24 protein-coding genes are annotated in these 26,442 nt (G+C 69.8%); 14 read left to right on the top strand and 10 right to left on the bottom strand.

All coding sequences use genetic code 11. The annotated features are described in order from the left end of the window. Positions 1-17 precede the first annotated feature (17 nt). The 5 genes from pdxR to C8263_RS00410 all read left to right on the top strand — a co-directional run bounded on the left by pdxR (position 18) and on the right by C8263_RS00410 (position 4,626). Positions 18-1,571, top strand: coding sequence for a MocR-like pyridoxine biosynthesis transcription factor PdxR (pdxR, locus tag C8263_RS00430; protein WP_107136131.1), 1,554 nt, complete (start codon positions 18-20; stop codon positions 1,569-1,571). 20 nt (positions 1,572-1,591) lie between these two features. Then, positions 1,592-1,972: a hypothetical protein gene (locus C8263_RS00425; RefSeq protein ID WP_107136130.1), complete on the top strand. Its 381-nt coding sequence runs from the start codon at positions 1,592-1,594 to the stop codon at positions 1,970-1,972. 287 nt (positions 1,973-2,259) lie between these two features. Beyond that, a complete protein-coding gene (locus tag C8263_RS00420) occupies positions 2,260-2,604 on the top strand; it encodes a hypothetical protein (protein WP_107136129.1) in 345 nt (114 codons plus the stop codon). Beyond that, positions 2,601-3,758, top strand: a complete 1,158-nt coding sequence (locus C8263_RS00415) for a glutathionylspermidine synthase family protein (RefSeq protein ID WP_107136128.1) — start codon at positions 2,601-2,603, stop codon at positions 3,756-3,758. The genes C8263_RS00420 and C8263_RS00415 overlap by 4 nt, the downstream gene beginning before the upstream one ends. Before the next feature lie 40 nt (positions 3,759-3,798). Continuing rightward, entirely contained in the window at positions 3,799-4,626 is an 828-nt protein-coding gene (locus C8263_RS00410) for an ion transporter (protein ID WP_107136127.1), read from the top strand. A gap of 278 nt (positions 4,627-4,904) precedes the next feature. On the opposite strand, the gene C8263_RS00405 is transcribed toward C8263_RS00410, so the two are convergent. The 3 genes from C8263_RS00405 to C8263_RS00395 all read right to left on the bottom strand — a co-directional run bounded on the left by C8263_RS00405 (position 4,905) and on the right by C8263_RS00395 (position 8,526). Then, positions 4,905-5,519 carry a cob(I)yrinic acid a,c-diamide adenosyltransferase gene (locus C8263_RS00405; RefSeq protein WP_107136446.1) on the bottom strand — a complete coding sequence of 205 codons (615 nt, stop codon included), beginning with the start codon at positions 5,517-5,519 and terminating at the stop codon, positions 4,905-4,907. Between the two features lie 81 nt (positions 5,520-5,600). Beyond that, the gene (malQ, locus tag C8263_RS00400; RefSeq protein ID WP_107136126.1) at positions 5,601-7,106 is read right to left on the bottom strand and encodes a 4-alpha-glucanotransferase; all 1,506 of its coding nucleotides are present in this window, start codon (positions 7,104-7,106) and stop codon (positions 5,601-5,603) included. A 382-nt stretch (positions 7,107-7,488) separates the two neighbouring features. Beyond that, complete coding sequence (locus C8263_RS00395; protein WP_107136125.1) at positions 7,489-8,526, bottom strand: N-acetylmuramoyl-L-alanine amidase family protein; 1,038 nt, start codon at positions 8,524-8,526, stop codon at positions 7,489-7,491. 234 nt (positions 8,527-8,760) lie between these two features. On the opposite strand from C8263_RS00395, the gene C8263_RS00390 reads away from it, so the two are divergent. Next, positions 8,761-9,393, top strand: a complete 633-nt coding sequence (locus C8263_RS00390; RefSeq protein WP_107136124.1) for a hypothetical protein — start codon at positions 8,761-8,763, stop codon at positions 9,391-9,393. Positions 9,394-9,495: 102 nt separating this feature from the next. Here C8263_RS00390 and C8263_RS00385 read toward each other — a convergent pair whose 3' ends face one another. The 3 genes from C8263_RS00385 to C8263_RS00375 all read right to left on the bottom strand — a co-directional run bounded on the left by C8263_RS00385 (position 9,496) and on the right by C8263_RS00375 (position 13,629). After that, positions 9,496-11,601: an MDR family MFS transporter gene (locus C8263_RS00385; RefSeq protein WP_107136123.1), complete on the bottom strand. Its 2,106-nt coding sequence runs from the start codon at positions 11,599-11,601 to the stop codon at positions 9,496-9,498. Further along, positions 11,598-12,104 (bottom strand): MarR family winged helix-turn-helix transcriptional regulator, encoded by a 507-nt coding sequence (locus C8263_RS00380; RefSeq protein ID WP_107136122.1) that lies wholly within the window; start codon positions 12,102-12,104, stop codon positions 11,598-11,600. The genes C8263_RS00385 and C8263_RS00380 overlap by 4 nt, the downstream gene beginning before the upstream one ends. A 451-nt stretch (positions 12,105-12,555) precedes the next feature. After that, positions 12,556-13,629 (bottom strand): aminotransferase class V-fold PLP-dependent enzyme, encoded by a 1,074-nt coding sequence (locus C8263_RS00375; protein WP_199188271.1) that lies wholly within the window; start codon positions 13,627-13,629, stop codon positions 12,556-12,558. Positions 13,630-13,832: 203 nt separating this feature from the next. Here C8263_RS00375 and C8263_RS00370 point away from each other — a divergent pair, with 203 nt between their 5' ends. From C8263_RS00370 to C8263_RS00350, 5 genes are all read left to right on the top strand, one after another. Further along, positions 13,833-14,288: a GbsR/MarR family transcriptional regulator gene (locus tag C8263_RS00370; protein ID WP_158263712.1), complete on the top strand. Its 456-nt coding sequence runs from the start codon at positions 13,833-13,835 to the stop codon at positions 14,286-14,288. Further along, complete coding sequence (locus C8263_RS00365; RefSeq protein WP_107136119.1) at positions 14,285-15,184, top strand: ABC transporter ATP-binding protein; 900 nt, start codon at positions 14,285-14,287, stop codon at positions 15,182-15,184. Before C8263_RS00370 ends, C8263_RS00365 begins: the two co-directional genes overlap by 4 nt. Next, positions 15,174-15,962: an ABC transporter permease subunit gene (locus C8263_RS00360; RefSeq protein WP_107136118.1), complete on the top strand. Its 789-nt coding sequence runs from the start codon at positions 15,174-15,176 to the stop codon at positions 15,960-15,962. The genes C8263_RS00365 and C8263_RS00360 overlap by 11 nt, the downstream gene beginning before the upstream one ends. An 89-nt stretch (positions 15,963-16,051) precedes the next feature. Continuing rightward, positions 16,052-16,930, top strand: coding sequence for a CAP domain-containing protein (locus C8263_RS00355; protein WP_158263711.1), 879 nt, complete (start codon positions 16,052-16,054; stop codon positions 16,928-16,930). Positions 16,931-17,047: 117 nt separating this feature from the next. Further along, the gene (locus tag C8263_RS00350; protein ID WP_107136116.1) at positions 17,048-18,388 is read left to right on the top strand and encodes an FAD-dependent oxidoreductase; all 1,341 of its coding nucleotides are present in this window, start codon (positions 17,048-17,050) and stop codon (positions 18,386-18,388) included. Positions 18,389-18,602: 214 nt separating this feature from the next. Here the strand turns inward: C8263_RS00350 and serA are convergent, their stop codons facing one another. Continuing rightward, positions 18,603-20,231 carry a phosphoglycerate dehydrogenase gene (serA, locus tag C8263_RS00345; protein WP_107136115.1) on the bottom strand — a complete coding sequence of 543 codons (1,629 nt, stop codon included), beginning with the start codon at positions 20,229-20,231 and terminating at the stop codon, positions 18,603-18,605. A 132-nt stretch (positions 20,232-20,363) separates the two neighbouring features. Between serA and C8263_RS00340 the strand changes: the two genes are divergently transcribed. From C8263_RS00340 to C8263_RS00330, 3 genes are all read left to right on the top strand, one after another. Further along, a complete protein-coding gene (locus C8263_RS00340) occupies positions 20,364-20,729 on the top strand; it encodes a hypothetical protein (protein WP_107136114.1) in 366 nt (121 codons plus the stop codon). A 259-nt stretch (positions 20,730-20,988) separates the two neighbouring features. Beyond that, a complete protein-coding gene (locus C8263_RS00335) occupies positions 20,989-22,410 on the top strand; it encodes a diguanylate cyclase (RefSeq protein ID WP_107136113.1) in 1,422 nt (473 codons plus the stop codon). A 7-nt stretch (positions 22,411-22,417) separates the two neighbouring features. Then, the gene (locus C8263_RS00330) at positions 22,418-24,763 is read left to right on the top strand and encodes a PAS domain S-box protein (protein ID WP_158263710.1); all 2,346 of its coding nucleotides are present in this window, start codon (positions 22,418-22,420) and stop codon (positions 24,761-24,763) included. Between the two features lie 274 nt (positions 24,764-25,037). Here C8263_RS00330 and C8263_RS19155 read toward each other — a convergent pair whose 3' ends face one another. The 3 genes from C8263_RS19155 to C8263_RS00320 all read right to left on the bottom strand — a co-directional run bounded on the left by C8263_RS19155 (position 25,038) and on the right by C8263_RS00320 (position 26,410). After that, the gene (locus C8263_RS19155; RefSeq protein ID WP_158263709.1) at positions 25,038-25,175 is read right to left on the bottom strand and encodes a hypothetical protein; all 138 of its coding nucleotides are present in this window, start codon (positions 25,173-25,175) and stop codon (positions 25,038-25,040) included. Positions 25,176-25,336: 161 nt separating this feature from the next. Beyond that, on the bottom strand, positions 25,337-25,981 hold the full coding sequence (gene aat / locus C8263_RS00325) for a leucyl/phenylalanyl-tRNA--protein transferase (protein WP_107136111.1): 645 nt from the start codon (positions 25,979-25,981) through the stop codon (positions 25,337-25,339). A gap of 3 nt (positions 25,982-25,984) precedes the next feature. After that, the gene (locus tag C8263_RS00320) at positions 25,985-26,410 is read right to left on the bottom strand and encodes a PaaI family thioesterase (RefSeq protein WP_107136110.1); all 426 of its coding nucleotides are present in this window, start codon (positions 26,408-26,410) and stop codon (positions 25,985-25,987) included. Positions 26,411-26,442 lie beyond the last annotated feature (32 nt).

The following is a 26,442-nucleotide window of genomic DNA, read 5'->3' as shown; positions in this document are numbered from 1 at the left end:
GAGGTACACTAGCCGGCATGGTGGCCCCCAGCCCAGCTCCGGTTTCTGCTCAGCGCAGGGGGCCACTGGCCCCCCGCGCCGACGACCTGCCGTTCGCCGTGACGCTGGACCGGGGCGGCCCGCACGCCCTGCACGCGCAACTGGCGCGGCAGCTGCGCGGCGCGGTGCTGAGCGGCACCCTGCCGCCGGGGGCGCCGCTGCCGGGCAGCCGCACGCTGGCCCGGCGCCTGGGGGTCACGCGCGGGGTGGTGGAAGACGCCTACGCCGAACTGCTGGCCGACGGCACCCTGCAGGCCGAGGTGGGGCGCGGCACCCGGGTACGCCCGGCCACCCCGGCGCTGCCCGCCCCCGTGGCCCCGGCGGCACCTGTGCCTGCGTGGCTGCCGCCGGCCGGGCCCCTGCCGGTGGACGCCGCCGCCCCGCCTGAGGGCCTGAATTTCCGGCTGGGGGTGACCGGCACGCGCACCCTGGACACCCGGGTGTGGCGGCAGGCGTGGGCCGCAGCGGCGCGGACCCCGGTGGGCGGCGACTACGGCGACCCTGCCGGCGAGGGCGACCTCCGCGCGGCCCTGGCGGCTTTTGTGGGGCGCCAGCGTGGCCTGGCCGCCACCAAGCATGACGTGCTGGTGACCAGCGGCACCCTGCACGCCCTGAACCTGATTGTGCGGGCGCTGCTGCCGCCGGGCTCGGCGGTGCTGCTGGAAAATCCGGGCTACCGCGCCGCGCGGCAGGTGTTGCTGGACGCCGGGCACACCCTGCTGCCCGGCCCCGTGGACGAGGACGGCCTGGTCGTGGGCCCCCACACGCCCCCCGCCCGGCTGGCCTACGTGACCCCCAGCCATCAGTTTCCGCTGGGCGGGCGCATGTGCCTGCCCCGGCGCCTGGCCCTGCTGGAGTGGGCCCGCACCCACGACGCCCTGATTGTGGAAGACGACTTTGACGGCGAATTCCGCTATGACGCCCCGCCGCTGCCCACGCTGGCCAGTCTGGCGGCGCAGACCGGCGCGGCCGGGCGGGTGCTGTACCTGGGCACCCTGAGCAAGGTGCTGACCCCGGCCGTGCGCACCGGCTTCATCGTGGCGCCAGCGGCCCTGCGCCCCGCGCTGGTGCGCGCCCGCACCCTGCTGGACTTTGGGCACCCGCTGCCGGTGCAGCAGGCCCTGACGTGGCTGCTCTCAGGGGGTCATGTGGACCGCCATATCCGCCGCGCCCGGCGCTGGCACGCGCAGGTGCGCGCAGCCCTGACGGATGAACTGCTGGCCCTGACGCCCCACGCCACCCTGGGCGGGATTGAGGCCGGGCTGCACCTGTGTCTGCACCTGCACGGCGGCCTGCAGGCCCGCCCCCTGGCCGGGGCCCTGGCCGCGCGGGGGCTGCACGTGAGCACGCTGGACAGTTACGTATTCGCGGGCCCCGCGCCGCAGGCGCTGCTGCTGGGCTACGGCGGCCTGAGCGCCGCACAGGCCCGGACCGGGGGCCGCGAACTGGCGCGGGTGGTGCTGGAGCAGGTGGAGGCTCTGGGCGTGTGGGGGCCACGGGCCGGGTCTGCCACGCCTGCAACTTTTGGATGATCGCTCACGTACTGAGGAACATGAGAAAGCGCTTCACCCTTCCCCTGCTGGCCGCACTGCCTGCTGTGCTGGCCGCCTGCGACGACGATCTGGATCTGGACCGCTACAGCCGCGTTCGCTACAACTCCTATGCGGAGTGCCTGGCGATCAACCGCGTCATGGTGAACCGGGGTCTGCGCAATCCCTGCCAGAAAAGCAGCGGCGGCTATTACGGCCCCTACGCCCGCATTGTGGGCAGCACCACCCGCTACATTGGCTACACCAGCAGCGGCGGGCTGTCGGGCGCGGGCCTCACGTACGACAGCAAGAAGGGCACGTACGGCAGCTTCAAGGCGCCAGTCAGCCGGGGCGGCTTCACCAGCAGCTCGCGCGCCGGCAGCTCCAGCAGCGGCAGCAGCTGAGGACGTTGCCTCTCACGTTACGACTTTGCAGGAGAGCACCGAAAAATCTCCACGCCCGGCGCAACGTCCATTTTTCGAGACTCGCTCTGCGGCGCCGCTGTTCCAGCCCGCTCGGTTGATCGGGGGCTTGGCAGCGAGCGACTTAAGACCGCCGATCCCAGCGGGCGACTTCAAGCTCAACCAGAGCGGAGCGCTCCCCAGGCGTGAAGGTTGCCCCCCCAGTTCTGTCTCGTGCTCTGGGCGTGCCCCACCCCCTTTCGCCCCCTCTTTCCCCCAAGGACCCTGCCATGACCAAACGATTTCACCTCATCCTGATGTCCACCGTGCTGCCCGGCCTGCTGGCCTCGTGCATGGACAGCCCCGCCCAGACCACCCAGCCCGCCGGCCTGGTGTCTGTGCCCGAGGGCTGCGAACTGGAAGCCGACGGCGAACTGGACTGCGACGACGACGCCAAGCTGAAACTGAAGTCCGGCAAGACCAGCAAGGCCGCCAAGGCGGTGGCCGGCGCCGTAGCCGCTGGGGCCGTGACCAGTGCGCGCGCCGCTGAGCGCGTGAACAGCGCCACGGGCGTGTCGCGCGGTGGCCTGACCAGCACCGCCCGCGCCAGCAGTTCGGGCGGGTACGGCGGATGAAGCGCCTGACACTGCCCCCCCGCCCCGACTGGGAAGCGCGGCTGCGCGAGGTGGGGTTCACGTGGTACGCCCCCACTCCCGAACACCCGGTGCCCTACTGGAGCGAGGACGGCTTTTATGCCTTCAGCCCGGCGGAGATTGAGGCGCTCAAGGCCAGCACCCAGGAACTGACTGACATGGTGCTGGCAGTCACCGGGCACGCCATCGAGGATGAGCGCCTGGGGGAACTGGGCATTCCGGCCTTTCTGCACTCGGCGGTGCGCGATTCGTGGGAGCGCGACGATCCCACGGTGTACATGCGCCTGGACGTGGCCTATGACGGCCAGGGCGGCGTGAAGCTGCTGGAGGTGAACGCCCAGACCCCCACCAGCCTGCTCGAAGCCGCCGTGAGCCAGTGGCAGTGGCTGGAAGACCGCCAGGGCCGGGGCGAACTGCCCCCGGGCGCTGGCCAGTGGAACACCATCCACGAAGGGCTGGGCGAGCAGTGGGCGCACCTGAAGGCGGCGCGCGGCCTGAGCGAGGTGACCTTCAGCTCGGCGCGGGTGGACGAGGACATCGCCACCGTGACCTACCTGCGCGAACTGGCCGAGGCACAGGGCATCCGGGGCTCGTTCCTGTTTGCCGACGAGCTGGGCACCAGCCCCCAGGAAGGCCACCTGCTGGACACCTGGAGCCTGCCCATCCGGCAGTTGATGTGGCTGTGGCCCTACGAATACGCCTGGGAATCCCGGGACGCGGCCTTTCTGGCCAGCACCGGCACCCGCTTTCTGGAACCGCTGTGGAAAACGGTTACTGGCAGCAAGGGGCTGCTGGCGCTGCTGCACGAGCACTATCCCGGCCATCCCCACCTGCTGCCCGCCACCCTGAGCCCGGGCGCCCTGGGCCAGAACGTGGTGAAAAAGCCGCTGTTTTCGCGCGAAGGGCAGAATGTGCAGCTGCCCGGCCAGACGAGCACGCCCGGCGTGTACGGCGACCTGGCGGTGGTGGAGCAGAGCTATACCGAACTGCCCAGCTTCGACGCAGACGGCACTCCGCGCTACCCTGTGCTGGGCGTGTGGGTGGCGGGGGCCGAGGTCTGTGGCCTGGGCATCCGCGAGGGCCGGGGCCGCGTGACCGACAACCGCGCCACGTTCGCCCCGCACGTGGTGCTCTGAGCGTGGGTAGGCCTGCCAACCAGCCCCCGGAGGAGCGTTCATGACCCGCACAGCCTATCCCAGCCTGATGCACCGCCTGAGCGATTTTCTGGACCCCACGGACGGCGCGGGGCTGGCCGAGCGCCTCTTTAACGCGCTGCTGGTGGTGCTGATTCTGCTGACCGTCACGCTGACCATCGTGGGCACGGTGCCCAGTGTGGAACGGGAATACGGCGCGGCCATCCGGGCCTTTGACTACGTGTGCGCCGCTGTGTTTGGGGCCGAGTACCTGGGGCGGCTGTACGTAACGCCGCTGCGGCCCGGCTACGGTTCGCGCCCGGCCGATTACTGGCGCTACGCGACCGCGCCCCTGCCCCTGATTGATCTGCTGGTCCTGATCTCGCTGCTGGTGCCCGGCAGCACGGCCCTGGCCAGCCTGCGCGGCCTGCGGCTGCTGAAACTGCTGTCGCTGCTGAAACTGGGCCGCTATTCGGATTCGCTGCAGCTGATCGGCCGGGTGGTCGCGCAGCGCGCAGGCGAACTGCTGACCACGGTGCTGATCGTGATTGTGCTGGTGTTTATTGCCGCCAGCGTGCTGTATCAGGTGGAAGCCAGCGCAGGCACCAAGGGCTTTGAAAGCATTCCCCAGGCCCTGTGGTGGGCCGTGGTGACCCTGACCACCACCGGCTACGGCGACGTGTACCCGGTGACCCCACTGGGCAAGGCCGCCGCCGGGCTGATCATGCTGTTTGGCGTGGGCATGGTGGCCCTACCCGCCGGCATGGTGGCCAGCGGCTTTGCCGAGGAACTGGCCCGCATGCGCCAGCAAGGCGAGGTGGCTGCCCGCCCTATGCGCTACTGCCCCCACTGCGGCGAACCGCTGGAGTAATACGGATTCCGTTCATTTCCGTAACATCCGGGAAAGAGCCGGATGTTCCTCCAATTCCCGGAACTCCGTCTTTTTTCCTGCTCCCTCTGGTCGAAAAAATTCCGTAACGAGTTGCGGAATTTTTCGGAAACACGTATAAGGGCCAGGCGAGCAGGGACCGGCGCTGTACGGTTCACGGCCAGCCACAACCACCGCCCACAGGATCACCACACACACGAACGGCCCGGCCCCACTGGGGGAACCGGGCCGCGTTCACAGAGCGCCTTTAGCTGGGGGGCTTACTGAACCGGGGGCTCGGTATGGTCCTGGGCCAGCTGGTGGGGGCGGCGCCCCTTGACCAGCCACGCCTCTTCAGGCAGACCAGCGGCCTGATTGGCCGCGCGCGCCATGATGAACAGCAGGTCCGACAGGCGGTTGAGGTAAATCAGCACCTGGGTATTGAGTTCCTCCTCGGCCTGCAGGCGAATGACCTCGCGCTCGGCGCGGCGGGCCACGGCGCGGGCCACCTGTAGCGTGGCGGCGGCAGGCGTGCCCCCGGGATGCACAAAGCCGGTAAAGGGCGGCGCCGCTTCCTGGTAACGGTCAATCATGGTTTCCAGAAAGGCCACGTCCTGCTCGTCCATGCGCGACAGCTTGGCCTCGTAGCGCGACCCGGAGCGGGTGGCAAGGTCCGCGCCAATGTCGAACAGCGCGTTTTGCAGGTATTCCAGGTCGTGGTCCAGCGCGGCGTCCGGCTTGTGGCTGCGGGTGTTGTGGGCGCGCGCCAGCCCAATCAACGAATTGAGTTCATCCACGGTGCCGTAGGCTTCCACGCGCGCACTGGCCTTGCTCACGCGCTCGGCGCCGTACAGTCCGGTGGTGCCGCCGTCTCCTGTTCTGGTGTAAAGCTTCATGGCGATACTGTAGATGGTCAAAGGATGATGGTTGAGAGCAAGGGGAGCTGCCCTGTCCATCAACCATCATCCTTCAACCCCTCACAGTCGCCCGGTCGCCTCTGTCAGCGCCCGTAGACCCGTGGCCAGGTCCGGGCGCAGGTCGGCGGCGCGGTAACGCCAGGTCCAGTTGTGGTCGCCCGTGGTGCCGGGCAGGTTCATGCGGGCCTCGGTACCCAGGTTAAACAGGTCCTGCAGGGGCACCACGGCCAGCCTGGCGCGGCTGTCAAAGGCCATGCGGGTGAGCATGGGGGCAAAGGTCTCCTCGGTAGGGTCGCTGCTGGTGTACACACGGAAGTTATGGCGCTCCAGTTCATCGGCCGCGCGCCACCAGCCGCGCGTGGTGTCGTTGTCGTGGGTGCCGGTGTACACAACCTGATTCTCGCGCAGGTTGTGCGGCAGGAAATCATTCACGCTGAAGTCGCCGCCGCCAAAGGCAAACTGCAGCACCGCCATGCCGGGAAACTGAAAATCGTCGCGCAGCTGTTCCACATCGGGCGTGACCACGCCCAGATCCTCGGCAATGATGGGCAGCTCGCCCAGGGCGCCCAGCACCGCTTCGAACATGGCGTGGCCCGGCGCGGGCACCCAGCGGCCATGAATGGCGTTCTCGGCCGGAAAGGGAATTTCCCAGTACCCCGCAAAGCCCCGGAAGTGGTCAATCCGGATCACGTCGTACAGCTTCAGGCTGCCCTGAAACCGCTTGATCCACCACTGAAAGCCGTCGGCGGCCATCACGTCCCAGCGGTACAGCGGGTTGCCCCACAGCTGCCCGGTTTCGCTGAAGTAATCCGGCGGCACGCCCGCCACCACCGTGGGCTGGCCCTGATCGTCGAAATAGAACTGATCGCGCGCGGCCCAGGCGTCACTGGAATCCATGGCCACGAAAATGGGAATGTCGCCAATGACCTGAATGCCCTTCTCGGCGGCGTAGCGGCGCAGCACCGTCCACTGCCGGAAGAACAGGAACTGAACAAAGTTCACGCGCTCGGTGGTGTCGCGCAGGCGCTCGGCCGCTTCCGACAGGGCCTGGGGGTCACGGTCACGCAGGGGAGCGTCCCAGGCGTTCCAGGGCAGGCCCCCGTGCGCTTCCTTGAGGGCCATGAACAGGGCGTAGTCGTCCAGCCACTCGGCCTCGGCCGCCTGGAACGCCTCGAAATCCGGGCGCAGGTGCCCGGCGCCGCCCGAGGCGTAGCGCGCGTGGGCGCGGGCCAGCATCTGGGTGCGCCACACGTACTGCAGCCCAAAATCCACCTTCTCGGCCGAGAAACTGGGGGCGTCGGCAAAGTCTGACTCGGTCAGCAGGCCATGCTCGCGCAGGGCCACCAGATCAATCAGATACGGATTACCCGCAAACGCCGAAAACGCCTGATAGGGACTGTCACCGTAGCCGGTGGGCCCCAGGGGCATCACCTGCCAGTAGCGCTGGCCCGCGCGGTGCAGCCAGTCAATAAAGGTGCGGGCGTGCTGGCCCAGCTCGCCAATGCCGTAAGGGCCAGGAAGGCTGGTGGGGTGCAGCAGAACGCCGCTGGAACGTGAAATGGTCATGGATAAACCTCCGAACAGACGAGTGCGGCCGTGTCACTTCTGGGGGTGGAAGTGATTCCAGAACATGAGGATAGTACAGCCCCGCCCGCCGCCGGCACCATGACCGGGCTGAGCAGGTGCCGCCGGGCTGCCCGGCACTGCCGGAAGGGTGACTGTGGCCTGTCCCGCCCGCCCGCCGGGCTTTTCCTGGCCCGGGCGTGCGCCTGGGTCAGCCGTGGATCGGCCCCTAGACGAACGCCGACCCCAGCGCGTTTGTCAGCGATTCCATCCGGGCAGACTCGGAGAGCGGCTTCGCAGCGCGGGCAGGAGAAACCCGGGTTCCGGGCGTGGCGTCGGCAATCGGCTCTGTTCCGCCGACTCATCGGAACAGACAGAGTCCGTCTTACTTCGTGTTGAGAAAATCCAGAATGGCGCGCGCCAGGGCCTGGGCAATGCGGTCGCGGTAGGCGGCCTGAGCCAGGCGCGGTCCTTCGACCGGGCTGCTGCCAAAGCCCACCTCGACCAGAATGGCGGGCGTGGTGGGGTTACGAATCACGTAAAAGGCGTCGGTGCGCACGCCCCGGTTCACGGCGCCCGTGGCGGCAATCAGGCGACTCTGCACCCGGGTGGCCAGCTGGCGGCTGAAGGCCACCTTGGCCTGCGCCAGAATGTCGCCCAGCAGGTTCTGGGCCAGCCCGGCGGCCTTGCGGGTCAGCTCTTCTCCCACACTGCCGCCCCCGTTTTCCTGCACTGCCAGACTGCGCGAGCTGCCGGCCAGCGGCTGGCCGAAATAAAAGGTCTCGATGCCCTGGGCGCTGGGCCCGGCCGAGTTGACATGAATGCTGACAAAGGCGCTGACCTGTCCCGTGGTGGCCAGGCGCGAGCGGGCTTCAAGGTCGGCGCCCTTGTTGGCGCTCAGGTGCTGGTCGCCTGTGCGGGTCATCACCACATCCACGCCGTGTTCGATCAGCACCGCGCGGGTGCGCAGGGCGATGTCCAGGGTCACGTCCTCTTCGGTCACCCAGCGGCTTACGGCGCCCGGATCGTTGCCGCCGTGCCCGGCGTCCAGCACCACACGTGGCCGGATGGCCGCCGGGCTGCTGGCGCTGGCCGGGCGGGCCACCGCTGCGGGCGCCGGCGTGGCGGGCAGGCGCGAGGCCGCCGCGCTGGTGGGCACATCCACCACCAGCCGCGCGCCCTGCCCGGCGGCGGGGGGCAACACACTTACCCTGGCCTGGGCGTGCCCCCGGGCCAGGGTGACCGTGACCGTGCCGCCGGCCACCGCGTAGGCCGTGACCCCGGGGGCGCTCAGGGGGCCCTGTTCAGGTTTCAGGGTCACGTTCAGCTTGACGGTGACGCTCTGGCCCGTCACCTTGACCTGACTGGCGGCCGTGCGCGGCAGGTCGAACACGAGGCGGGTATAGCCGTCGTGCTGGCCCACGCGCGGCGCAGCCAGGGCAGATGACAGAACAGAGCACACAAGCAGCGGCCATGCGGCGCGCCGGATCCGGTGGAGGGCAACTGCGGGCTTCACTGCGCCGAGCTTAGCGCTCCCCACCCGCAGGGCGGATGACAGACCATGAGCCGCCCAGCCCAGCCCTGCATCCGCTCCAGCTGAAGAGGGCCTGACGGCGCTCCTCACCGGGCTGTGTGGGCGGGGCCGTAGGGTGGAGGGATGTTGCGACCCCTTCCCCTGCTGCTGCTGGGCCTGCTGAGCGCGGGCGCCCACGCGCTGACCTTTGGCGGCCTGACCGTGACGCCGCGCGGTGAGCAGCGCCTGAACCTGGACACTGGCGCCACCGACCTGCCCCAGGGCGGCACCGCCACCGACGCCCGCCGGGGCCTGACCCTGAATGCGGCTCGCCTGAACCTGCTGCCCGGCCAGACCCTGAAAGCCACGGGCGCCACGGTGACCACCAAGCAGGGCGGCACCCTGAAGGCCCCGCAGCTGACCTACGACCTGAATGCCGGCACGGTGACGGCCTCGGGCGGCGTGACCTACACCGACGCCCGCTTGCAGGGCCTGAGTGCGCCCACCCTCACCCTTCACCTGAAAACCGGGTTCGTGGTGGCCTCGGGGGGCGTGCAGGCCAAGACCCCGGCGCTGTCGGGCGCGGCCCTGGTGTTCGACCCGGCCACGGTGCAGGCGGTGCTGACCGGGCCGTATCAGGTCAACCAGGGCACCCTGAAAGCCCAGGCCCCGGCGGGCGGCCGCCTGCTGATGGTGTTCAGCGCCAACCGCGTGGTCCGCGCCACCCAGACCCCCGACCCCGATACCCTGGCCCGCTTCGGCCCGTATCTGAAGTGAAGCGGGCGCCGGGCACACACTCGCCCAGCGACAACACAACCACCACACAGGGCCCCTCCGGTCAAGGAAGGGCCCTGTGTGGCTTGAGGGTGGGGTCTGCCTTTAAATCTCCACGTGGGCGGGGGCGGCCTTTTCGCCCTTTTCGCGGCGGGGAATCTGGAGGTTGGGCATCATCAGCGTGGCCAGGAAGGCCAGCAGGGCCACCAGAATGGAGTAGCGGTAGATGCTGGAAATGGTGTCGGCAAAGGCCACCTTGGCGGCGCGGGCGCGGGCCAGGGTAATTTTCTCGCCGTCGTTGATGCCGCCCAGCGCGGCGTTCAGGGCCTGCTGCGTGGCCTGCCGGGCGGCGGCCGCTTCACCCTGGGCCAGCGCCTGGCGAATACCGGCCAGCACCTGCGCCCGGGCCTGGGGACTGGCCAGGACCTGCGCGGGAAGGGCGTTCAGGCGCCCGCGCAGTTCGGCGGGCAGCGCCGGGTTGGCGGCCACGGCACGCACCTGGGCCGGGTCGCCGCTGCTGACAGCCGCCTCAATGGCGGCGCCCGTCTGGGCAAAGCCGGCCCCAACCTGCGCGGCCACGCCGCCTTCCGGAATGGCAGTGAACTGCGCTCTGGCCTCGGCGGGCAGACTGGCAATGAACTTGTCGGTCTTCAGGGCATTCAGGGCAGCGGGGTCGCCACTCTGAATGGCCCTGGTGACATTCTGGCGCAGGGTGGCAAAGCGGGCCCTGATCTGCTCGGGTCTCTCGGGCGCCTGATTGCGGTCACCTTCGGGGGCGTTCCCGGCGCGAATCTGGTCACTGATGCCCTGCAGGGTGGTCGCCACCGTGCCCTGGTTGCTGGCGGCCTGCGCGGCAAACTGGGTGGCGAGGTTGCTGCTGACCCCGGCCGTCAGAATGGCGCCGAAGACGGCGGTGCCGATGGTGCTGCCCATCTGCTGAAAGAACTGCCCGGCGCTGGTGGCCACACCAATTTCCCAGGGCTTGACCGACAGCTGCAGGGCGGTGGTGTACAGCGGCAGCGCGGGCCCCAGGCCCAGGCCCAGCAGCACCATGCGAATGACCACGCTGTTGTAGCTGGAATCGGCGTTCAGGGTGGACAGGGCGAAAAAGCCCAGGGCGGCGGCCATCAGGCCAATGAGCATCAGCGGTTTGTAGCGGCCCATGCGGCTGGCCAGCTGCCCGGAGCCGATGGCCCCGACAATCAGGCCCACCGTCAGCGGAATGGTGGCGGTGCCGGCAGCGGTGGCCGACACGCCCTGCACCTGCACCAGATACAGGCTGAGAAACAGGATGGCGCCCAGAAAGCCCGCCCCGATCATGAAGCGCGCCAGGGCGCCCCAGGCGAAGGTGGGGTTCCTGAACAGGCTCAGCGGCAGAATGGGGCTTTCATGGCGGCTTTCCACGACCAGAAAGGCGACCAGGGCAGCGGCGCTCAGGCCAAACAGGCCCAGGATCAGCGGACTGCCCCAGGCCGAGTGACCGTCGGCACCCCAGGTGAGGGCCAGCAGCAGCGGCACAGCGAACACCAGAATCAGAAAGGCGCCCAGCCAGTCCACCTTGGCCTGCAGGCCGCTGTCCAGCCGGGGCATCTTGCTGGCAATAAAGGCCAGGGCCACGAGGCCAATGGGCAGATTGACGTAGAACACCCAGCGCCACGACACCTGATCGGTCAGGAAGCCGCCCAGCAGCGGGCCAATCACGCTGCTCAGGCCAAAGACGGCGCCGAACAGGCCCTGGTAGCGCGGGCGGTCCACGGGTTCAAACAGGTCGGCAATGATGGCAAAGGCCACCGAGCCCAGCGCGGCGGCGCCCACGCCCTGCAGGCCACGGAACACCACCAGCTGCATCATGCCGCCGCCAAACAGGTTGCCCAGAAAGGGCTCGCCGGCCAGGCCGCACAGCGCCGAGCCGATCAGGAACACCACAATCCCAATCATCAGGATGGGCTTGCGGCCATACAGGTCCGACAATTTGCCGTAGATGGGCACGAGCGCAGTGTTGGTGAGCAGGTAGGCGGTGGTCACCCAGGAATACAGCGAGAGGCCGTTAAGGTCCTGGGTGATGCGCGGCATGGCGGTGGACACGATGGTCTGGTCCAGCGCACTCAGAAACAGGCCCAGCAGGACGCCGAAGAGAATCAGGCGCTTGGTGGGCAGGTCCAGCGTCTTGGCATAGTCAATGCGCCCGGCGGGCTCGGGGGTGGTGGTCATGCAGGCTCCTGGGGGGGCGGGTCTAACTCGTCAAGCAGGCGGCGCAGTTGCTGCTCGGCGCTGAGGATGGTCTCAAGGTTCAGAGGGGTAAAGGTGGTCACGTAGGCCCGGACAAATTCGGCGTCCATGCGGCCCACCACGCCGCGCCCGGCGTCGGTCAGGTCCACCAGCTTCTCGCGGCGGTTGTCCGGATTTTCCTGCCGCGCGGCCAGCCCGCGCTTGACCAGCCGCTCCACCAGATGGCTGGCAGCGGGCAGGCTCAGGCGGGTGCGCTCGCTCAGCTGAGTCACGCTCAGCGGCGCGTGGGCGCGCAACTGGTGCAGCGCCGTGATCTGCGAGAAGCTCAGGTCGTGGCCCTGCAATTCGTCCTGCATGCCGCGCATGACCCGGCTGCTGATCAGGCGGTGCAGCCGTTTCATGGTCAGGCCCAGGCGCTGGGCGGCGTCCACATGTTCTGGGCTGGGCGGGGGACGGTCGGGGGGAGACAGCTCAGGAGGAGTCATACTTCCAAGTCTGCAACATTCTCATGGTCAGGACAATAAAACACGTCAGACCATTTCGGACATAAGGCAATTGGCTCATACGGCTCCGGACACATTCCGCAAGACGTTGTGCAGTGTGTCCGCCCGGAGGGACTTGCAGCGCTGCGGAGCAGAGCAGAAAAAGCAGCGGATTGCCGGGATGGAGAGAAACATCTCCCCTCTTTCCCGGAGGCTCCGGCCATGGAGAGCCGTCCGGAGCAGCGGAGGAGACTGTGCCTCCAGACAGCTAAGGACGTTGCACCGGGAGTGGAGACTTTTCGGTGCTCTCCTGAACAGTCGCAACGTGAGGGGCAACGTCCTTTTTTCGAGACTCGCTTCGCTCGGTTGATCTCAAGATCAACAGCGAGTGACTTAAAAGCAGCGGCGCTGGCCTAGTTCCAGCGCCGCCTGTCCCGGCTCCTGGCCGCGCTTTTTACCGCAGTGCCGCCCAGGCCGCCTGCACGGCCGCGCCCCGCTGAAACTCCACACCCAGGGCCTCAAAACAGTCTTCCAGGATGCCGGCAATGCCCAGGGCGTCGTAGCGGTCGGCATAGCCCATGGTGCTGATCCGGAACACCGTGTCCTCATGCGGGGCCTGACCGGGCAGGGCGCGCTGCCCCAGGGCCGCCAGCTGCCCGGCCACCTGCCGCCCGGTCAGGCCCTGGGGTGGGGTCAGGACCGCCACCGCCGGGCTGGTGCGCGCGGCCCAGGCCGGGGCGCCCAGCGCCGTGCCCGCCGCGATCAGGGCGTCTGTCTTGCGGCGCTGCTCGGCCCACAGCACCTCCAGCGGCACGGCCAGCAGCCGGTCCAGCGCGGTGCTCAGGGCGTAGATCAGGTTGATGGCCGGGGTCTGCGGGGTGTTGCCGGCCTTCTGCCCGGCCAGTTCCCGGGTCAGGTCCAGGTAAAAGCCGCGCCCAGGGTTCTGGATCAGGCGGGCCTGAACGGCCGGGCTGAAGAGCACGAAGCCCAGGCCCGGCGGGGTGGCGGTACCCTTCTGGCTGCCCGAGACAATCACGTCCACGCCCCACTCGGCGGGGCGCAGCTCGGCCACCCCGTAGGAGGTGATGCAGTCGGCAATGATGATGAGGTCGGGGTTCCCGGCGCGCGCCGCGCGGGCAATGGCTTCCAGGTCGTGCAGGGCGCCCGTGCTGGTTTCGCTGTGGGTGATCAGCAGGGTGTGGGCGTCCCGGGCCGCGCCCGCGACCTCCTGGGGGTCCAGCAGCTCGCCCCAGGGGCGGGCCACCAGTTCGGTGCGGTAGCCCAGTCGCCCGGCCATCTCGCCCCAGCGCTCGCTGAATTTGCCGGCCTGGGCATTCACCACCTTCGCGCCCACGGGCGTGGTGCTCACCAGCGCCCCCTCAAAAGCCCCGGTGCCGCTGCTGGTGGTGATCACCGCGTCGTACGGGGCCCCCAGCAGGCGCGAAAGCTTGGCGCGCGCTTCCATCAGTTTCTCAATGCCGGCCTGGGCGCGGTGGTGCATCTGGGGCTGGGCCAGTTGCGCCAGCACGTCGGGCGCCACCTCCACCGGGCCCGGGGCGATCAGGCGCTCGCGGTTGAGGGGCGCAAAGGGAAAAGCCGGGGAAGCGCTAGGGGTCACGGGTCCAGAGTAGTGGGGCGCCTCCAGTCGGCTTCACCGCCGTCTGCACGAGCCGACCTATGACGGCTTTTTAACAACTTCCACAGATGACTGAAAAGTCTTACAGTGTTGGCATGAGCAACCACTTGCAGTTCGTGGAACGGGCGGGGGTGCTGCTGGAAATGATCGGCATGCCGCGCCTGTCGGGGCGGGTGCTGGGGGCGCTGCTGTGCGCGCCGCCGGGCGGGCACACGGCGGCCGAGGTGGCGGCGCTGCTACAGGCCAGCCGCGCGGGCGTGGGCAGCGCCCTGAAACACCTGACCATGATGGGCCTGATCGAACATGCCCCCAGCCCCGGCGAGCGCGCCGACCGCTTCCGGATGCGCCCCGGCGCCTGGGCCGAACTGACCGAGCAGGGCAACCGCAAACTGAACACCTTTGTGCAGCTGGCCGAGGAAGGGCTGCGCGCCCTGCCCCGGGGCGGCGACCCCGCGCCCCTGCAGGAGATGGGCGCCTTTTACCGCCTGTGGCTGGACCTGTTTCCCCAGGTGCTGGCCCAGTGGCACGCCCTGAACCGGAGGCCCGAATGAACGCGATCACGCTGGACGGCCTGAGCAAACAGTTTGCGGGGGGCGCTGGCCTGCAGCCCACCAGCCTCTCGGTGCCCACGGGGCAGGTGTTCGGCTTTCTGGGGCAGAACGGGGCCGGCAAGACCACCACCATCCGCACGCTGCTGGGGTTTCTGCGCCCCACGGCCGGGCAGGCGCAGATTCTGGGCCATGACGTGTGGCACGCCCGCGCCGCCGTCCACGCCCGGGTGGGCTACCTGCCCGGCGAGGTGAAGTTGCGCCCCGGCCACACCGCCCAGGAGGTGCTGACCCGCGCCGCCGCGCTGCGCCGCGTCTCCCCGCAGGGCGCCCTGCAGACCGCCGAGCGCCTGGGCCTGGACGTGTCGCGCCGGGTGGGCACCCTCAGCAAGGGCAACCGCCAGAAGGTGGGCCTGTGCGCCGCGCTGCTGGGCGACCCCGAGGTGCTGATTCTGGATGAGCCCACCGACGGCCTGGACCCACTGGCGCAGGCCACCGTGCTGGCGCTGCTGCGCGAGGCGCGCGCCCAGGGCCGCACCGTGTTTCTGTCCAGCCATGTACTGAGCGAGGTGGAACATGTGGCTGATCAGGTGGCGATTCTGCGCGGCGGACGCCTGGTGCGCCAGGAAACGCTGAGCACCCTGCGCGCCGGGCTGCCGCAGCGGCTGTCGGTGCGCTTTGCCCGGCCCCCGGGGCATGGTCTGGGCACGCTGCCGGGCCTGAGCGAGGTGAGCAGGCACGACCTGGAGTGGCGCGGCGTCTGGCGCGGCCCGGCCGACACGCTGCTACGCGCCCTGGCGGCCGAGGAGGTGGCCTCCTTCAGCCTGACCCCGTTCTCGCTGGAAGACGCCTTCTTTCTGGACTACGGCGCGCCCGGGGGGGAAAGCCATGTGGCCTGAGGTCTACCGGCAGGCCCTGCGCGACGCCCGGCGCGGCTGGCTGGTGTGGAGCGCGTCGCTGCTGGCCTACACGCTGCTGGTGCTGGCCTTTTACCCCAGCATCCGCAACGACCCGGCGGTGAACGAACTGATGCGCAACCTCCCGGAAGCGCTGCGGCAATTGGTGGGCCAGGACCTCACCTCGCCCGCCGGCTACGTGGGCGGACGCCTGCTGAGCCTGATGCCCGCGCTGCTGAGCGTGTACGCCGCCCTGACGGGCGCGGCGCTGCTGGCCGGCGCCGAGGAACGCGGCTGGCTGGAACTGCCGCTGGCGCAGCCCGTCACGCGGCGCGACCTGCTGCTGGGCACAGGCGCGGCGCTGCTGACCCTGGTGCTGGGCCTGGGTGCGGTGCTGTTCGTGGCGGTCTGGGGACTGGGGGCGGTGTTCCAGGCGCCGCTGCCCGCCGAACTGGTGCTGCAGACCGCCGCACTGCACACGCTGGGGGCCTGGGTGTTCGGGGCGCTGGCCCTGGCGGTGGGCGCCGCCACCGGGCGCGCTGGGCCCGCCGCCGCCGCCGGGGCGGGCCTGGGGGTGGCGTTGCTGGTGGCCCATACCCTCAGCAGTCAGGTGCCGGCGCTGCGCGATCTGGCCCACCTGAACCCCTGGACCCTGCCCCTGGGCGGCCAGACGCTGCGCGAGGCGGTCTCCCTGCGCGCCCTGCCGGCCGAGGTGGCGGTGGGCGCGGCCCTGCTGCTGCTGGCGTGGCCCCTGCTGGAGCGGCGCGACCTAGGGCAGTAGCCAGGCAGGCAGCGGGGCGCGTGAAGCACCTCACATCCACCCACCTCTTTGTGAGCGAAATGTGGGAGGACACCTGATGAACTGTGAAGGTGCCCCGCCTTGCCGCCTGCCTGACGCTGCCCCTGTGGGGCGCCCTGACCCTGGCGGCCCTGGCCGGCGCGCAGACAACTGGGGCGGCAGCGCCCACCCCAGAAGCCCGCTTGGCCCCGGACGCGCTGGTGGCCGACAGCGAGGTTTTTGCCCGGCTGGTGGCAGCGGACTTTGCCGACTGTGGGCAGGCCGCCGCGCGTGATGAGGCGCTGGACGCGGTGGCCGGGCGGGTGCTGCGCGGCTTTCCCCTGAAGGGCGAACTGCAGGCCAGCCACTACCCCGCCAAGCGCTTCAGTTCCTTTCTGCTGCCCAAGCTGGGCAAGGTCAAGGCCGTGGCCGGCGCGCTGGCCAACCAGTGCGGGCACCGCGTGGGCTTTACCCGCTACGGCGTCTCGGTGCAGGACGGGCGCGCGGCCCTGGTGTACGTGCAGCCAGCCCTGATCGAAACGGCCGATCCCCAGGGCTGGCTGGGCCGCTTTCTGGTGCTGACCAACGAGGCGCGGCGCCAGGGGCAGCGCTGCGGCCAGCAGCTGTTTGCCCCGGCCCCGCCCCTGGTCTGGAACGACGCCCTGGCCCGCGCCGCCCAGACCCAGGTGGACGACATGATCCGGCTGAACTTTCGCGGCCATGTGAACCCGGTGACCGGCAGCGAGCCGCCCCAGCGGGCCCAGGACAGTGGCTTTGCCGGTCAGGCGGTGGGCGAGAACGCCGCCTACAACGTCCTGACCCCGGAAGAAGCCCTGCAGGCCCTGCTGGACAGCCCCGGCCACTGCACGGTCCTGATGAAGCCGGAGTGGCAGAGCTTTGGCGCTGGCATGGGCAACGGCACCCCGCAGACCACCTTCGCCACGTACTGGGTACAGACCTTCGGGCGCTAAAGAGAGCGGCTTCGGTCCAGAGACAGAAGATGTTGCCCGTTCTGGCCCCGTGAGCCGGCCTTGAGCATTCCCTGGGCTGCGGGCCCCCGGGGGCGGGCGGCTGGGTAGGCTGCCTCTATGCGCATCGTGATCGTGGGCGGCGTGGCCGCCGGAATGAGTGCGGCCAGCCGCGCGCAGCGTCACAACCCCCGGGCCGAGGTGGTGGTGTTTGAGCGCGGCGAGGTGGTCAGTTACGGCGCGTGTGGCCTGCCTTACGTGCTGGGCGGCCAGGTCAAAGGCTTTGACGACCTGATCGCCCGCACCCCGAAGCAACTGCGCGCCCGGGGCATTGGCGTGCGCCTGCGCCACGACGTGACGGGGGTGGACGCGAAGGCCCGCACGGTCACTGTCACGGACCGCGCGACCGGGCGCAGCGCGGCCGAGCCCTACGACCGCCTCCTGATCGCCACCGGGGTCTCCCCTGTTCGCCCCGACTGGGCCCGGACCCCACTGAAAGGCGTACATGTGCTGCGCGACATTCCAGACGGGCAGGCGCTGGACGCCAGCCTGCAGGGGGCGCGGCGGGCCTGCATCGTGGGCGGCGGCTACATTGGCCTGGAACTGGCCGAGGCCCTGCGGCGCCGGGGCCTGAGCGTGGTGCTGCTGGAACAGGCGCCAGAGGTGGCCGGGCGCATGCTGGACCGGCCCCTGCAGCAGCAGGTGCGCGCCGAGGTGGAGCGCGGCGGCGTGGACGTGCGCTGCGGCGTGACGGTGCAGGGCCTGACCGGCCAGGGCCGCGTGAGTGGCGTGCAGACCGACCACGGGCAGGTGCGCGCCGACGTGGTGGTGGTGGCGGTGGGCGTGCGCCCCAACGTGGAGCTGGCCCGCGCGGCCGGGGCCCGGCTGGGCCGCACGGGCGCCGTGGCAGTGAACCTGCGCCAGGAAACCAGTGTGGCGGGCGTGTACGCCGCTGGCGACAATGCCGAAGCCCTGCACCGCGTCACCCGGCGCCGGGTGCACATTCCCCTGGGCCTGACCGCCAACCGTATGGGCCGGGTGGCCGGGGTGAACATGGCGGGCGGCGAAGCACGCTTTCCCGGCGTGGTGGGCACCGGCATCTTCAAGACCTTCGACCTGGGCGTGGCCCGCACCGGCCTGACCCAGACCGAGGCCGAAGCCCTGGGCACCAAGGCCGTGAGCGTGGACGTGCAAAGCACCGATTACGCCGGCTACCACGAGGCCGCCCGGCCCATCCATGTGCGCCTGACCGGCGAGCGGGGCACCGGCCGCCTGCTGGGCGCGCAGCTGCTGGCCCAGAACCACGAGAGCGTGAAACGGGTGGATGTGGTGGCCGCGCTGCTGCACACGCGGGGCACCGTGCAGCAGCTTTTTGAAGCTGATCTGGCCTATGCCCCGCCCTTCAGTGGGGTGTGGGACGTGCTGCTGGTGGCGGCCGACCGGCTGGGGCGGGCGCTGTGAGGGGACATTGGGGAGGTCGAGAAGTCGAGTGGTCGAGACTTCAGTGCGGGGCCCTCTGGAACTCCACGGTTCGCGCCAGGGCCGGCCTTACTGCCTGGACCCGATGCCCCGGCGGCCCGTCACACCAGAGGCCGCGCCCAGCCGATCAAGTCCGCACCGCCCCCGGCCCCCGGCCGTTTCTCGACCCCCCGACTTCTAGACCCCTCGACCCCTCCTACACCCGCACCAGATACGCGCTGTCAATCACATCCAGGGCGCGCACCTGCGCCAGTTGCTCGGGGCTCAGGCCGTCGTCCAGGGTGAGGGTAAAGAGGGCCTGCCCGCCCTTCTGCGCGCGGCCCAGGGCCATCCCGGCAATGTTCACGCCCCAACCGCCCAGCAGCGCCGAGAGCTTGGCCACGGCGCCCGGCTTGTCCTGGTTGCTGGCGATCAGGATGTGACCCTCGGGTTCCAGTTCCACGCGGAAGTCACGCAGGCGGGTCAGGCGGGGGCTGCGGCCAAAGACCGTGCCGCCCACCGTGCGGGTGCGCTCCTTCTCGCCGCCGCCACCGCTCCGAACCTGCACAATCACCTCGGTCTGGTAGTCGGGGCTTTCGGTTTCCTCACGAACGGCGATATTCAGGCCGCGTTCCCGGGCCAGGGCTCGGGCGTTGATCATGTTCGGCGTTTCGTCGGTGTGGCCGGACAGGTAGCCCACCAGCACGCTGGTCACCACCGGGGCGGGGTCGGCGGGGAATTCACCCCGGAAGGTCACCTCTAAGTCGTGGGCGCCGGGCAGCAGCTGGGCCAGAATGCGCCCCAGTTTCTCGCCCAGCTTCAGGTAACCGCCCAGGGCCTCCAGGGTCTTGGCGTCCAGGGCCGGCGCGTTGACTGCGCCCTTACTCACATCACCCTGCAGGGCCGCCAGCACGCGCGAGACGATCTCGGCGCCCACCCGCTCCTGCGCCTCGGCGGTGTTGGCGCCCAGGTGCGCGGTGATGCCCAGATTGGGCGCGCCCAGGAACGGGTGGTCGGGGGCCGGGGGCTCGTCTTCAAACACGTCCACCCCGGCGGCGAACAGGTGGCCGGACCCCAGCGCGTCCACCAGGGCCTGCTCGTCAATAATCCCGCCGCGCGCCGCGTTCACGGCGATGGCGCCGGGGCGCAGGCGCGCCAGCTCTGCGGTGCCGATCATGCCGCGCGTTTCCTCGGTCAGGGGGGTGTGCACGGTCAGGGCGTCCACCTGCTCCAGCAGTTCGTCCAGCGTGGCGGCGCGCGTTACGCCCAGGCGCTCGAATTTGCTCTCGGGGACGTAGGGGTCGTAGGCCACCACCCGCATGCGCAGGCCCTGGGCGCGGTCAGCCACAATCGAGCCGATGCGGCCCAGCCCCACAATGCCCAGAGTCTTGTCCTTCAGTTCCATGCCCAGAAACTTGCGGTCCCAGGTGCCCGCGCGGGTCTTGCGGTCCGAGCGGGTCAGGCCGCGTGCCGCCGCCATCAGGTGCATGATCGCCAGTTCAGCGGCCGAGACGTTGTTGCTCTCGGGCGCGTTCAGGATCAGCAGCCCGCGCAGGCTGGCGTAGTCCAGATCAATGTTGTCCACGCCCACGCCGCCGCGCCCGATCACCTTCAGGCGCGGGCCCGCCGCGTCAATCAGTTCGCGGTCCACGCGGGTGCGGCTGCGGGTGATCAGGGCGTCGTACTTCGGCAGGCGGCGCAGGGTCTCGCCGCGCGCCATGTTGCCCTCGTAATCAATCTCGAAGCCCTCGTGCTGCAGCTCGCCGGGGTTCATCTCGTCGCAGATGAGCACGCGCAGCGGGGCCGGACGCGCCTCTTGGGCCGGGGCAGGGGCAGGAGCGGTCATGGGGTTCAGGGTACGGGGCCGGGGCCGCGCGGGCAGACAATTGGCTAGGGGGAGCCGGGGCGGGCCGCACACAGAAGCCGCCGCAGACCAGCCGTGCGGCGCCCGGCCACTGCGGCACAATCGCAGGTACCCATGAACCTGCAAACTGCCCAGCACCTCGTGACGCTCATCACGCCGCTTCTGCCCCCCGACGTGACGATCACCGTGACCAGCGAGGTCATCGAGGTCTTTCACCAGGGCCGACTCGACGCTCAGCAGGGCTACACCTTCATGCCGCCCGGTGAAGTCGAATGCCTGCTCAGTCAGCTGGAGGACATCATCATCATGTGCGCCTGGGGCTGGTGGCCGCTGCTGAATGGCCAGCGCGCCGCCTTTCAGATTGTTCAGGGCCAGGGACAGGCCCTGCTGGCGGTGGGCACTGCCGGGCAGCCCCCGCAGGTGCTGGGGCCGCTGTTGCCGCCCGGTCACCCAGGACTGGCGCCCCGGTCGCCCTGGTAACCTCATACGGCCTCCGATTGAATCGTTTCGGCAAACGATTCAAGTTCGAGCGGAGCGAGCAGGAGAAATACGGGTTCCGGGCGTGGAGTGAGCAATCCGGTTCTGTTCCGGATTGTGGGCGTTACAGACGGAATCCGTATCAGCCCCCCCGGACCACACTTCACCTTTTCAAACCCTTTCACGTTGCAAGATCCGTGCCAGAACTCTGCAGGTACAGTGCGCGCATGATCAGAACAGCTTTCCCCCGCAGAGGGCGCCCATGGCCCGTCTGAGCCAGCAGCAGGCCAGCAGTGGCCACACCGTTCTGGTGGTGGACGACGACGCCGAACTGCGCGGCACGGTGGCGCGGCTGCTGCGCAGCTGTGGGCACACCGTGCTGACCGCCGACGGCGGCGAGGAGGCCCTGCGGCTGGTGCGGGAACACGACGTGCACCTGATGCTGCTGGACTACTTCATGGCCGGCATGACGGGCGAGGACGTGGTGCGGGAGCTGCGCGTGCGGGGCCACGGGCTACAGGTGGTGCTGCAAACCGGCTACGCCTCGGAGCGCCCGCCGCGCGAGATGCTGCGCGACCTGGATATTCAGGGCTACCACGACAAATCCGAGGGCCCGGACAAGCTGCTGGTGTGGGTGGACGCCGCCCTCAAGGCCCACCGCCACGTGCAGGCCATTCTGGCGTCGCGTGACGGCCTGAACCACATTCTGCAGGCGGCCCCGCAACTGCACCGCCTGCAGTCGCTGGACGAACTGCTGCGCGGCATTCTGCTGCAGCTGCAGGGCATTCTGGGCTTCTCGGGGGCCTGCGTGGCGGTGGTGCCCGGCGCCCACGCGGACAGTGCCCACCCCGGCAGCCTGCTGGCGGTGCCCAGTGAGCAGGCGTTCGAGGTGCGGGTGGCGACCGGGCGCTTTGAGGGGCGGCAGTGGCACGATCTGGGCGAACCCGAGCGCCAGGCGGTGGCCCACGCCGCGCACTGTGGCCGCCCCAGCCGTGAACCCCTGACCACCCTGCCGCTGCAGGTAGGCGACCGCAACGTGGGCGTGGTGCTGGTGGACCTCGCCGCGTCCGCCGCCGCACAGGCGGACCTGACGCTGCTGGAAGTGTTTGCGGCCCAGGCGGCGGTGGCCATTCAGAACGTGCAGCTGTTCGAACTGGCCACCACCGACGACCTGACGGGCCTGATGAACCGCCGCGCCTGGGCGGGGCGCCTGGACGAGGCGCTGCGGCTGGGGGCCCGGCATGGCCACCCCACCAGCGTGATGCTGATTGACGTGGACCATTTCAAGCGGGTGAACGACACCTATGGCCACCTGGCGGGCGACGCGCTGCTGCGCCGGCTGGGCGCGGCGCTGCGCGAACAGGTGCGCGGCACCGATCTGGCGGCGCGCTACGGCGGCGAGGAACTGGCGGTGCTGCTGCCCCACACCAGCCTGGAGGGCGCCCAGATCCTGGCCGAGCGCCTGCGCGAGCACATCGCCGCGCTGTCGCTGGACTGGGAAGGGCGCACCGTGCAGGTGACCGCCAGCATTGGCGTGGCCACCGACCCAGGGGGCGTGGGGGCCGTGCCGGGCGCTGCCGCGCTGCTGGCCCAGACCGACGCAGCGCTCTATGCCGCCAAGGCAGGCGGGCGCAACCGCGTGCAGGTGGCCGGGGCCCCCACCCTGGCGGCCGAGCACGGCTAGGGGCCCCATGACGCAGCTCAACGAGCAGAGCGCCGTCTCGCGCCTCGCAGCCCTGGTGCAGGGCGTGGTCTGGGAAGCCGATCCGCAGACCCAGCGGGCCACCTTCGTGTCGCCCTGGGTGGAAACGCTGCTGGGCTTTACCCCGCACGAGTGGCTGAATGCCCCGGGGCTGTGGGCCAGCCGCCTGCACCCCGAGGACCGGGCGCGGGTGCTGGCCTCGCATGCCCACAGCCTCGCCACGGGCGAGCCCACCTCGGTGGAATACCGCTTTCTGGCAGCGGGTGACCGCACCGTCTGGGTGCGCGATCTGGTCACGCCGCTGATGGAACAGGGGCAGCTGGTGGCCCTGGGCGGCGTGATGCTGGACATCACCGCCGAGCGCGCGCAGCAAGACGCCCTGGCGGCGGCCCTGACCCGCTTCGAGAAGGTGTTTCAGGCCAGCCCGGTGGGCATTGCCCTGGTCAGCACCGCCAGCGGCGAGGTGCAGCAGGCCAATGCGGCGTTCAGGGCGGTGGTGGGCGCGCGTCTGGACACGGTCTTTGCCCCCACCGCACACCGCGCCCAGGAGGAGCAGGGTGGGCTGTGGCCGGTCCCCGCGCAGGCCAGCACCCTGCAGGCGGCCCTGAAGGCGGGCGCGGCGGTGCGCGACGTGCATGCCCAGTGGCACCGGGCCGACGGCGAGGTGCGGGACGTGCTGCTCTCGGCCGAGCCCCTGGACCCGGCCGCCGGCGTGGCGCTGCTGATGGTGCGCGACGTGACGGCCCGCCTGCAGGCCGAGGCGCGGCTGCGCACCAGTGAGCGGCGGTTCCGGGCCCTGGTGCAGCGCAGCAGCGACCTGCTCACCGTGATCAGCCCGGGCGGCAAGATGCGTTACGCCAGCCCAGCCATGCAGGCGGTGCTGGGCCACGACGAGGAAGAGGTGCTGGGCGAGAACGTGCTGGCTCACATGCACCCGGACGAACACGAGGCCATTCGCACGGAGTTCGCCAAGGCGGTGTTTGGCGGCCCGGGCACGACCTCGCGCCTGACCAGCCGCTTTCGCCGCCGGGACGGTGAGTACCGCTGGCTGGAATGGGTGGCCACCAACCTGCTGGACGACCCGGACGTGCAGGGCATGGTCATGAACTCGCGCGACGTGACCGACTGGGTGCTGTCCGAGCAGGCGCTCAAAGAAAGCCGCCGCACCTTCGAGGTGCTGTTCGAGGCGTCCCCGGACGGCGTGATGCTGGTGGACTTTGCCGGCGACATGCCCATTCTTCACTGCAACGAGGTGGCCGCGCGCATGAAGGGCTACGCGCCCGGAGAACTGATTGGCCAAAGCACCTACGTGGCCCTGCCCAACGGACAGGCGCTGCTGGCCGATGCCCAGGCCAACGAGGCGTTTCGCCGCCGCGTGCGCGAGGCCGGCACCCTGCGCTTTGAATCCGAGCAGCTGCGCAAGGACGGCACCATTTTTCCGGTGGAGATCAATCTGGCACTCCTGACCCTGGACGGCCGCGAGGTGCTGCTGAGTGTGGAGCGCGACATCAGCGAGCGCCGGGCCGCCGAGGCGGCGCTGCAGGCCAGTCAGGCGCGGCTGCTGTCCAGCGAGAAGCTGGCGGGCCTGGGCCGCCTGACCGCCGGGCTGGCCCACGAGATCAACACGCCGCTGGCCGCCACCCTGAACGAGCTGCACGAGGCCACGCGGCTGGTGCAGGAATACCGCGATTCGGTGGGCCACGCTGGGGTCACCGACGACGACCACCGTGAGATTGCGCGCGAACTGGCCGCCAGCGTGGACGCCGCGCAGCGCAACCTGACCCGTATTGGCGACTTTATCCGCAAGATTCGCGGCCATACCCGCGACACCGTGTCGCAGCGCCGCACCTTTGACGCGGTGGCGGGCGTGGAAGATACCCTGACCATGCTGGCCCACGAGGCCCGGGCTGCCAAGGTGAACCTGCTGTTCGAGCGCCCGCGCGAGGGCGTAACCCTGCAGGGCGAGCCCGGCCGCCTGACCCAGGTGGTGACCAATCTGGTGGTAAACGCCATTCATGCCTGCCCCCCCGGCGCCGACGTGACGGTGCGCTTTGCCGTGCGGGAGGGCACCCGCACCCTGGAAGTCGAGGACACCGGCAGCGGCATTCCCGGCGACGTGCTGGGGCGCATCTTCGAGCCCATGTTCACCACCAAGGAGGTGGGCAAGGGCACCGGCCTGGGCCTGTCTATCATTCACGACATCGTGACCGGGCATTTTGGCGGCGACATTCTGGTGGACACCCGCCTGGGGCAGGGCACCACCTTCACCGTCACCTTCCCCGAGGCGGCCGAGCCTGCCGGGCCGCTCGCACCGGCCGAGCAGTTGGGCGTTTAAAGCCCTGGCTGTGCGGGTGGTGGTCTCTGCCCCTCTTCCCGGATGTTCCCCGCCTTCGGCGCTGTTTCAGCCCAATGCCCGGACATCCGTCGTTTGTCCTCCTTCCTCCGGTCGGAAAAATTTCGTAATCCTTACGAAATTTTTCGGAAGCCGTATGAAAGGGCAGGCCTGCTCACTCTGCCCTACGCTGCAGGCCGCCCCAGCATGGAGGCGGCCTGCAGCGGTCACTCGGGGCGCGGCATCCTGACTGCGCCGCGCCCGGTGGGGGACCAGGTTACTTCAGCTGGCAGGGGGGCCAGCCGGGCTTTCCGCATTCATCGGGGCCACGGGGCGGAAAGGGACCGTAGGACGCGCCCACACTGCCGCCCAGCACCAGGGCCGCCACCACCGCAAACACTGCTTTCTTGAACATATAGAGTCCTCCTGGGCAGGACGCACGCCACCTGCCGCTGTGCCTCGCGCTGCTTGAATGTCGAGGTGCCCCCACGCTAGGCCCGGCCCCGGCCAGGAAACAGGCTTGTTTTTGGAAGTGCCGTGTGATTAGGGGCAAAGACCCCAACCCCCAGCCGGACTTCAGGACGCGGGGGCGTCTTCGCCCTCCAGCGCCACGTCCAGTTCCAGGGCCGCTTTCAACTGGGCGTGGTACGCGCGGCTGCCCACCTCGCGCACGCCCAGGGTGGCCAGATGGGGGCTCTGAATCTGGGCGTCCAGCAGGGCAAAACCGCGTGTATGCAAGCGGCCCGCCAGCCCAATCAGCGCCGCCTTGCTGCCGTTGGTCTGCCGGTGAAACTTGCTCTCGGCCAGAAAGGCGCCGCCCAGCGCCAGCCCCAGCACGCCGCCCGCCAGTTCGCCGCCGCGCCACGCCTCAAAGGAATGGGCCAGCCCCGCCGCACGCAGGTGCAGGTAAATGGCGGCCAGCTCGCCGCTGATCCACTGCCCGTCGCGGGGCGGGCTGCCCGGTAGCTCGCCCCGGCACCCGGCCAGCACCTCGGGGAACGCCGTATTCACGCGCAGTTCAAAGTGTTTCAGGTCGCGCTGCAGGCGACGGGGCACATGCAACCCCGCCCCGGCGCTCAGGGGCACCAGGGCGCGGCGCGGCGTGGTGTAGAACTGCAGGCCGTCCCCGTTGTCCATCAGAAAGGCGCCCCCGGCGTAGGCGCGCGCCACCTCACGCGTCAGGGGGTCGGGGCTGCGCAGGAAAACAGCGGCGGTGGGCACCGGCTAGCGGGGGTACAGCACGGCCTGCGTGCAGCGGAACAGTGCCATCAGCTTGCCGGCCTCGTCGTGGACCTCGGCGTCCCAGACCTGGGTGGTGCGCCCGGCGTGGACATTCCGTGCCTCGCAGGTCACGCGCCCGGCGCGGGCGGTGCCCAGGTGGTTGCTTTTCAGTTCAATGGTGGTAAAGCCGCTGGCCCCCGGGGGCAGCAGCAGGCGGGTGCCGTAGCCGCAGGTGGTATCGGCCAGGGCCACCACGGTGGCGGCGTGCAGAAATCCGTTCGGGGCCAGCAGTTCGGGGCGCACGGTGAGTTCGCTGCGCAGCTGCGCGCGGTCCACGCTGGTCAAGCGAATGCCGATGAGGCCGGGCAGGTGACCTTCACCCAGGGCGGTCAGGGCCTCGGGGGTGGGCAGGGGAGCAGGCGGGGCCATGCCGCCCAGCCTACCGCGCATGAAGGCACGCC

The sequence above is a fragment of the Deinococcus arcticus genome (genome assembly GCF_003028415.1).
In the GTDB taxonomy this organism is placed as follows: Bacteria; Deinococcota; Deinococci; order Deinococcales; family Deinococcaceae; genus Deinococcus; species Deinococcus arcticus.
The sequence above is the reverse complement of the archived record's forward strand: the minus strand, read 5'-3'. Positions and strand labels throughout refer to the sequence as shown.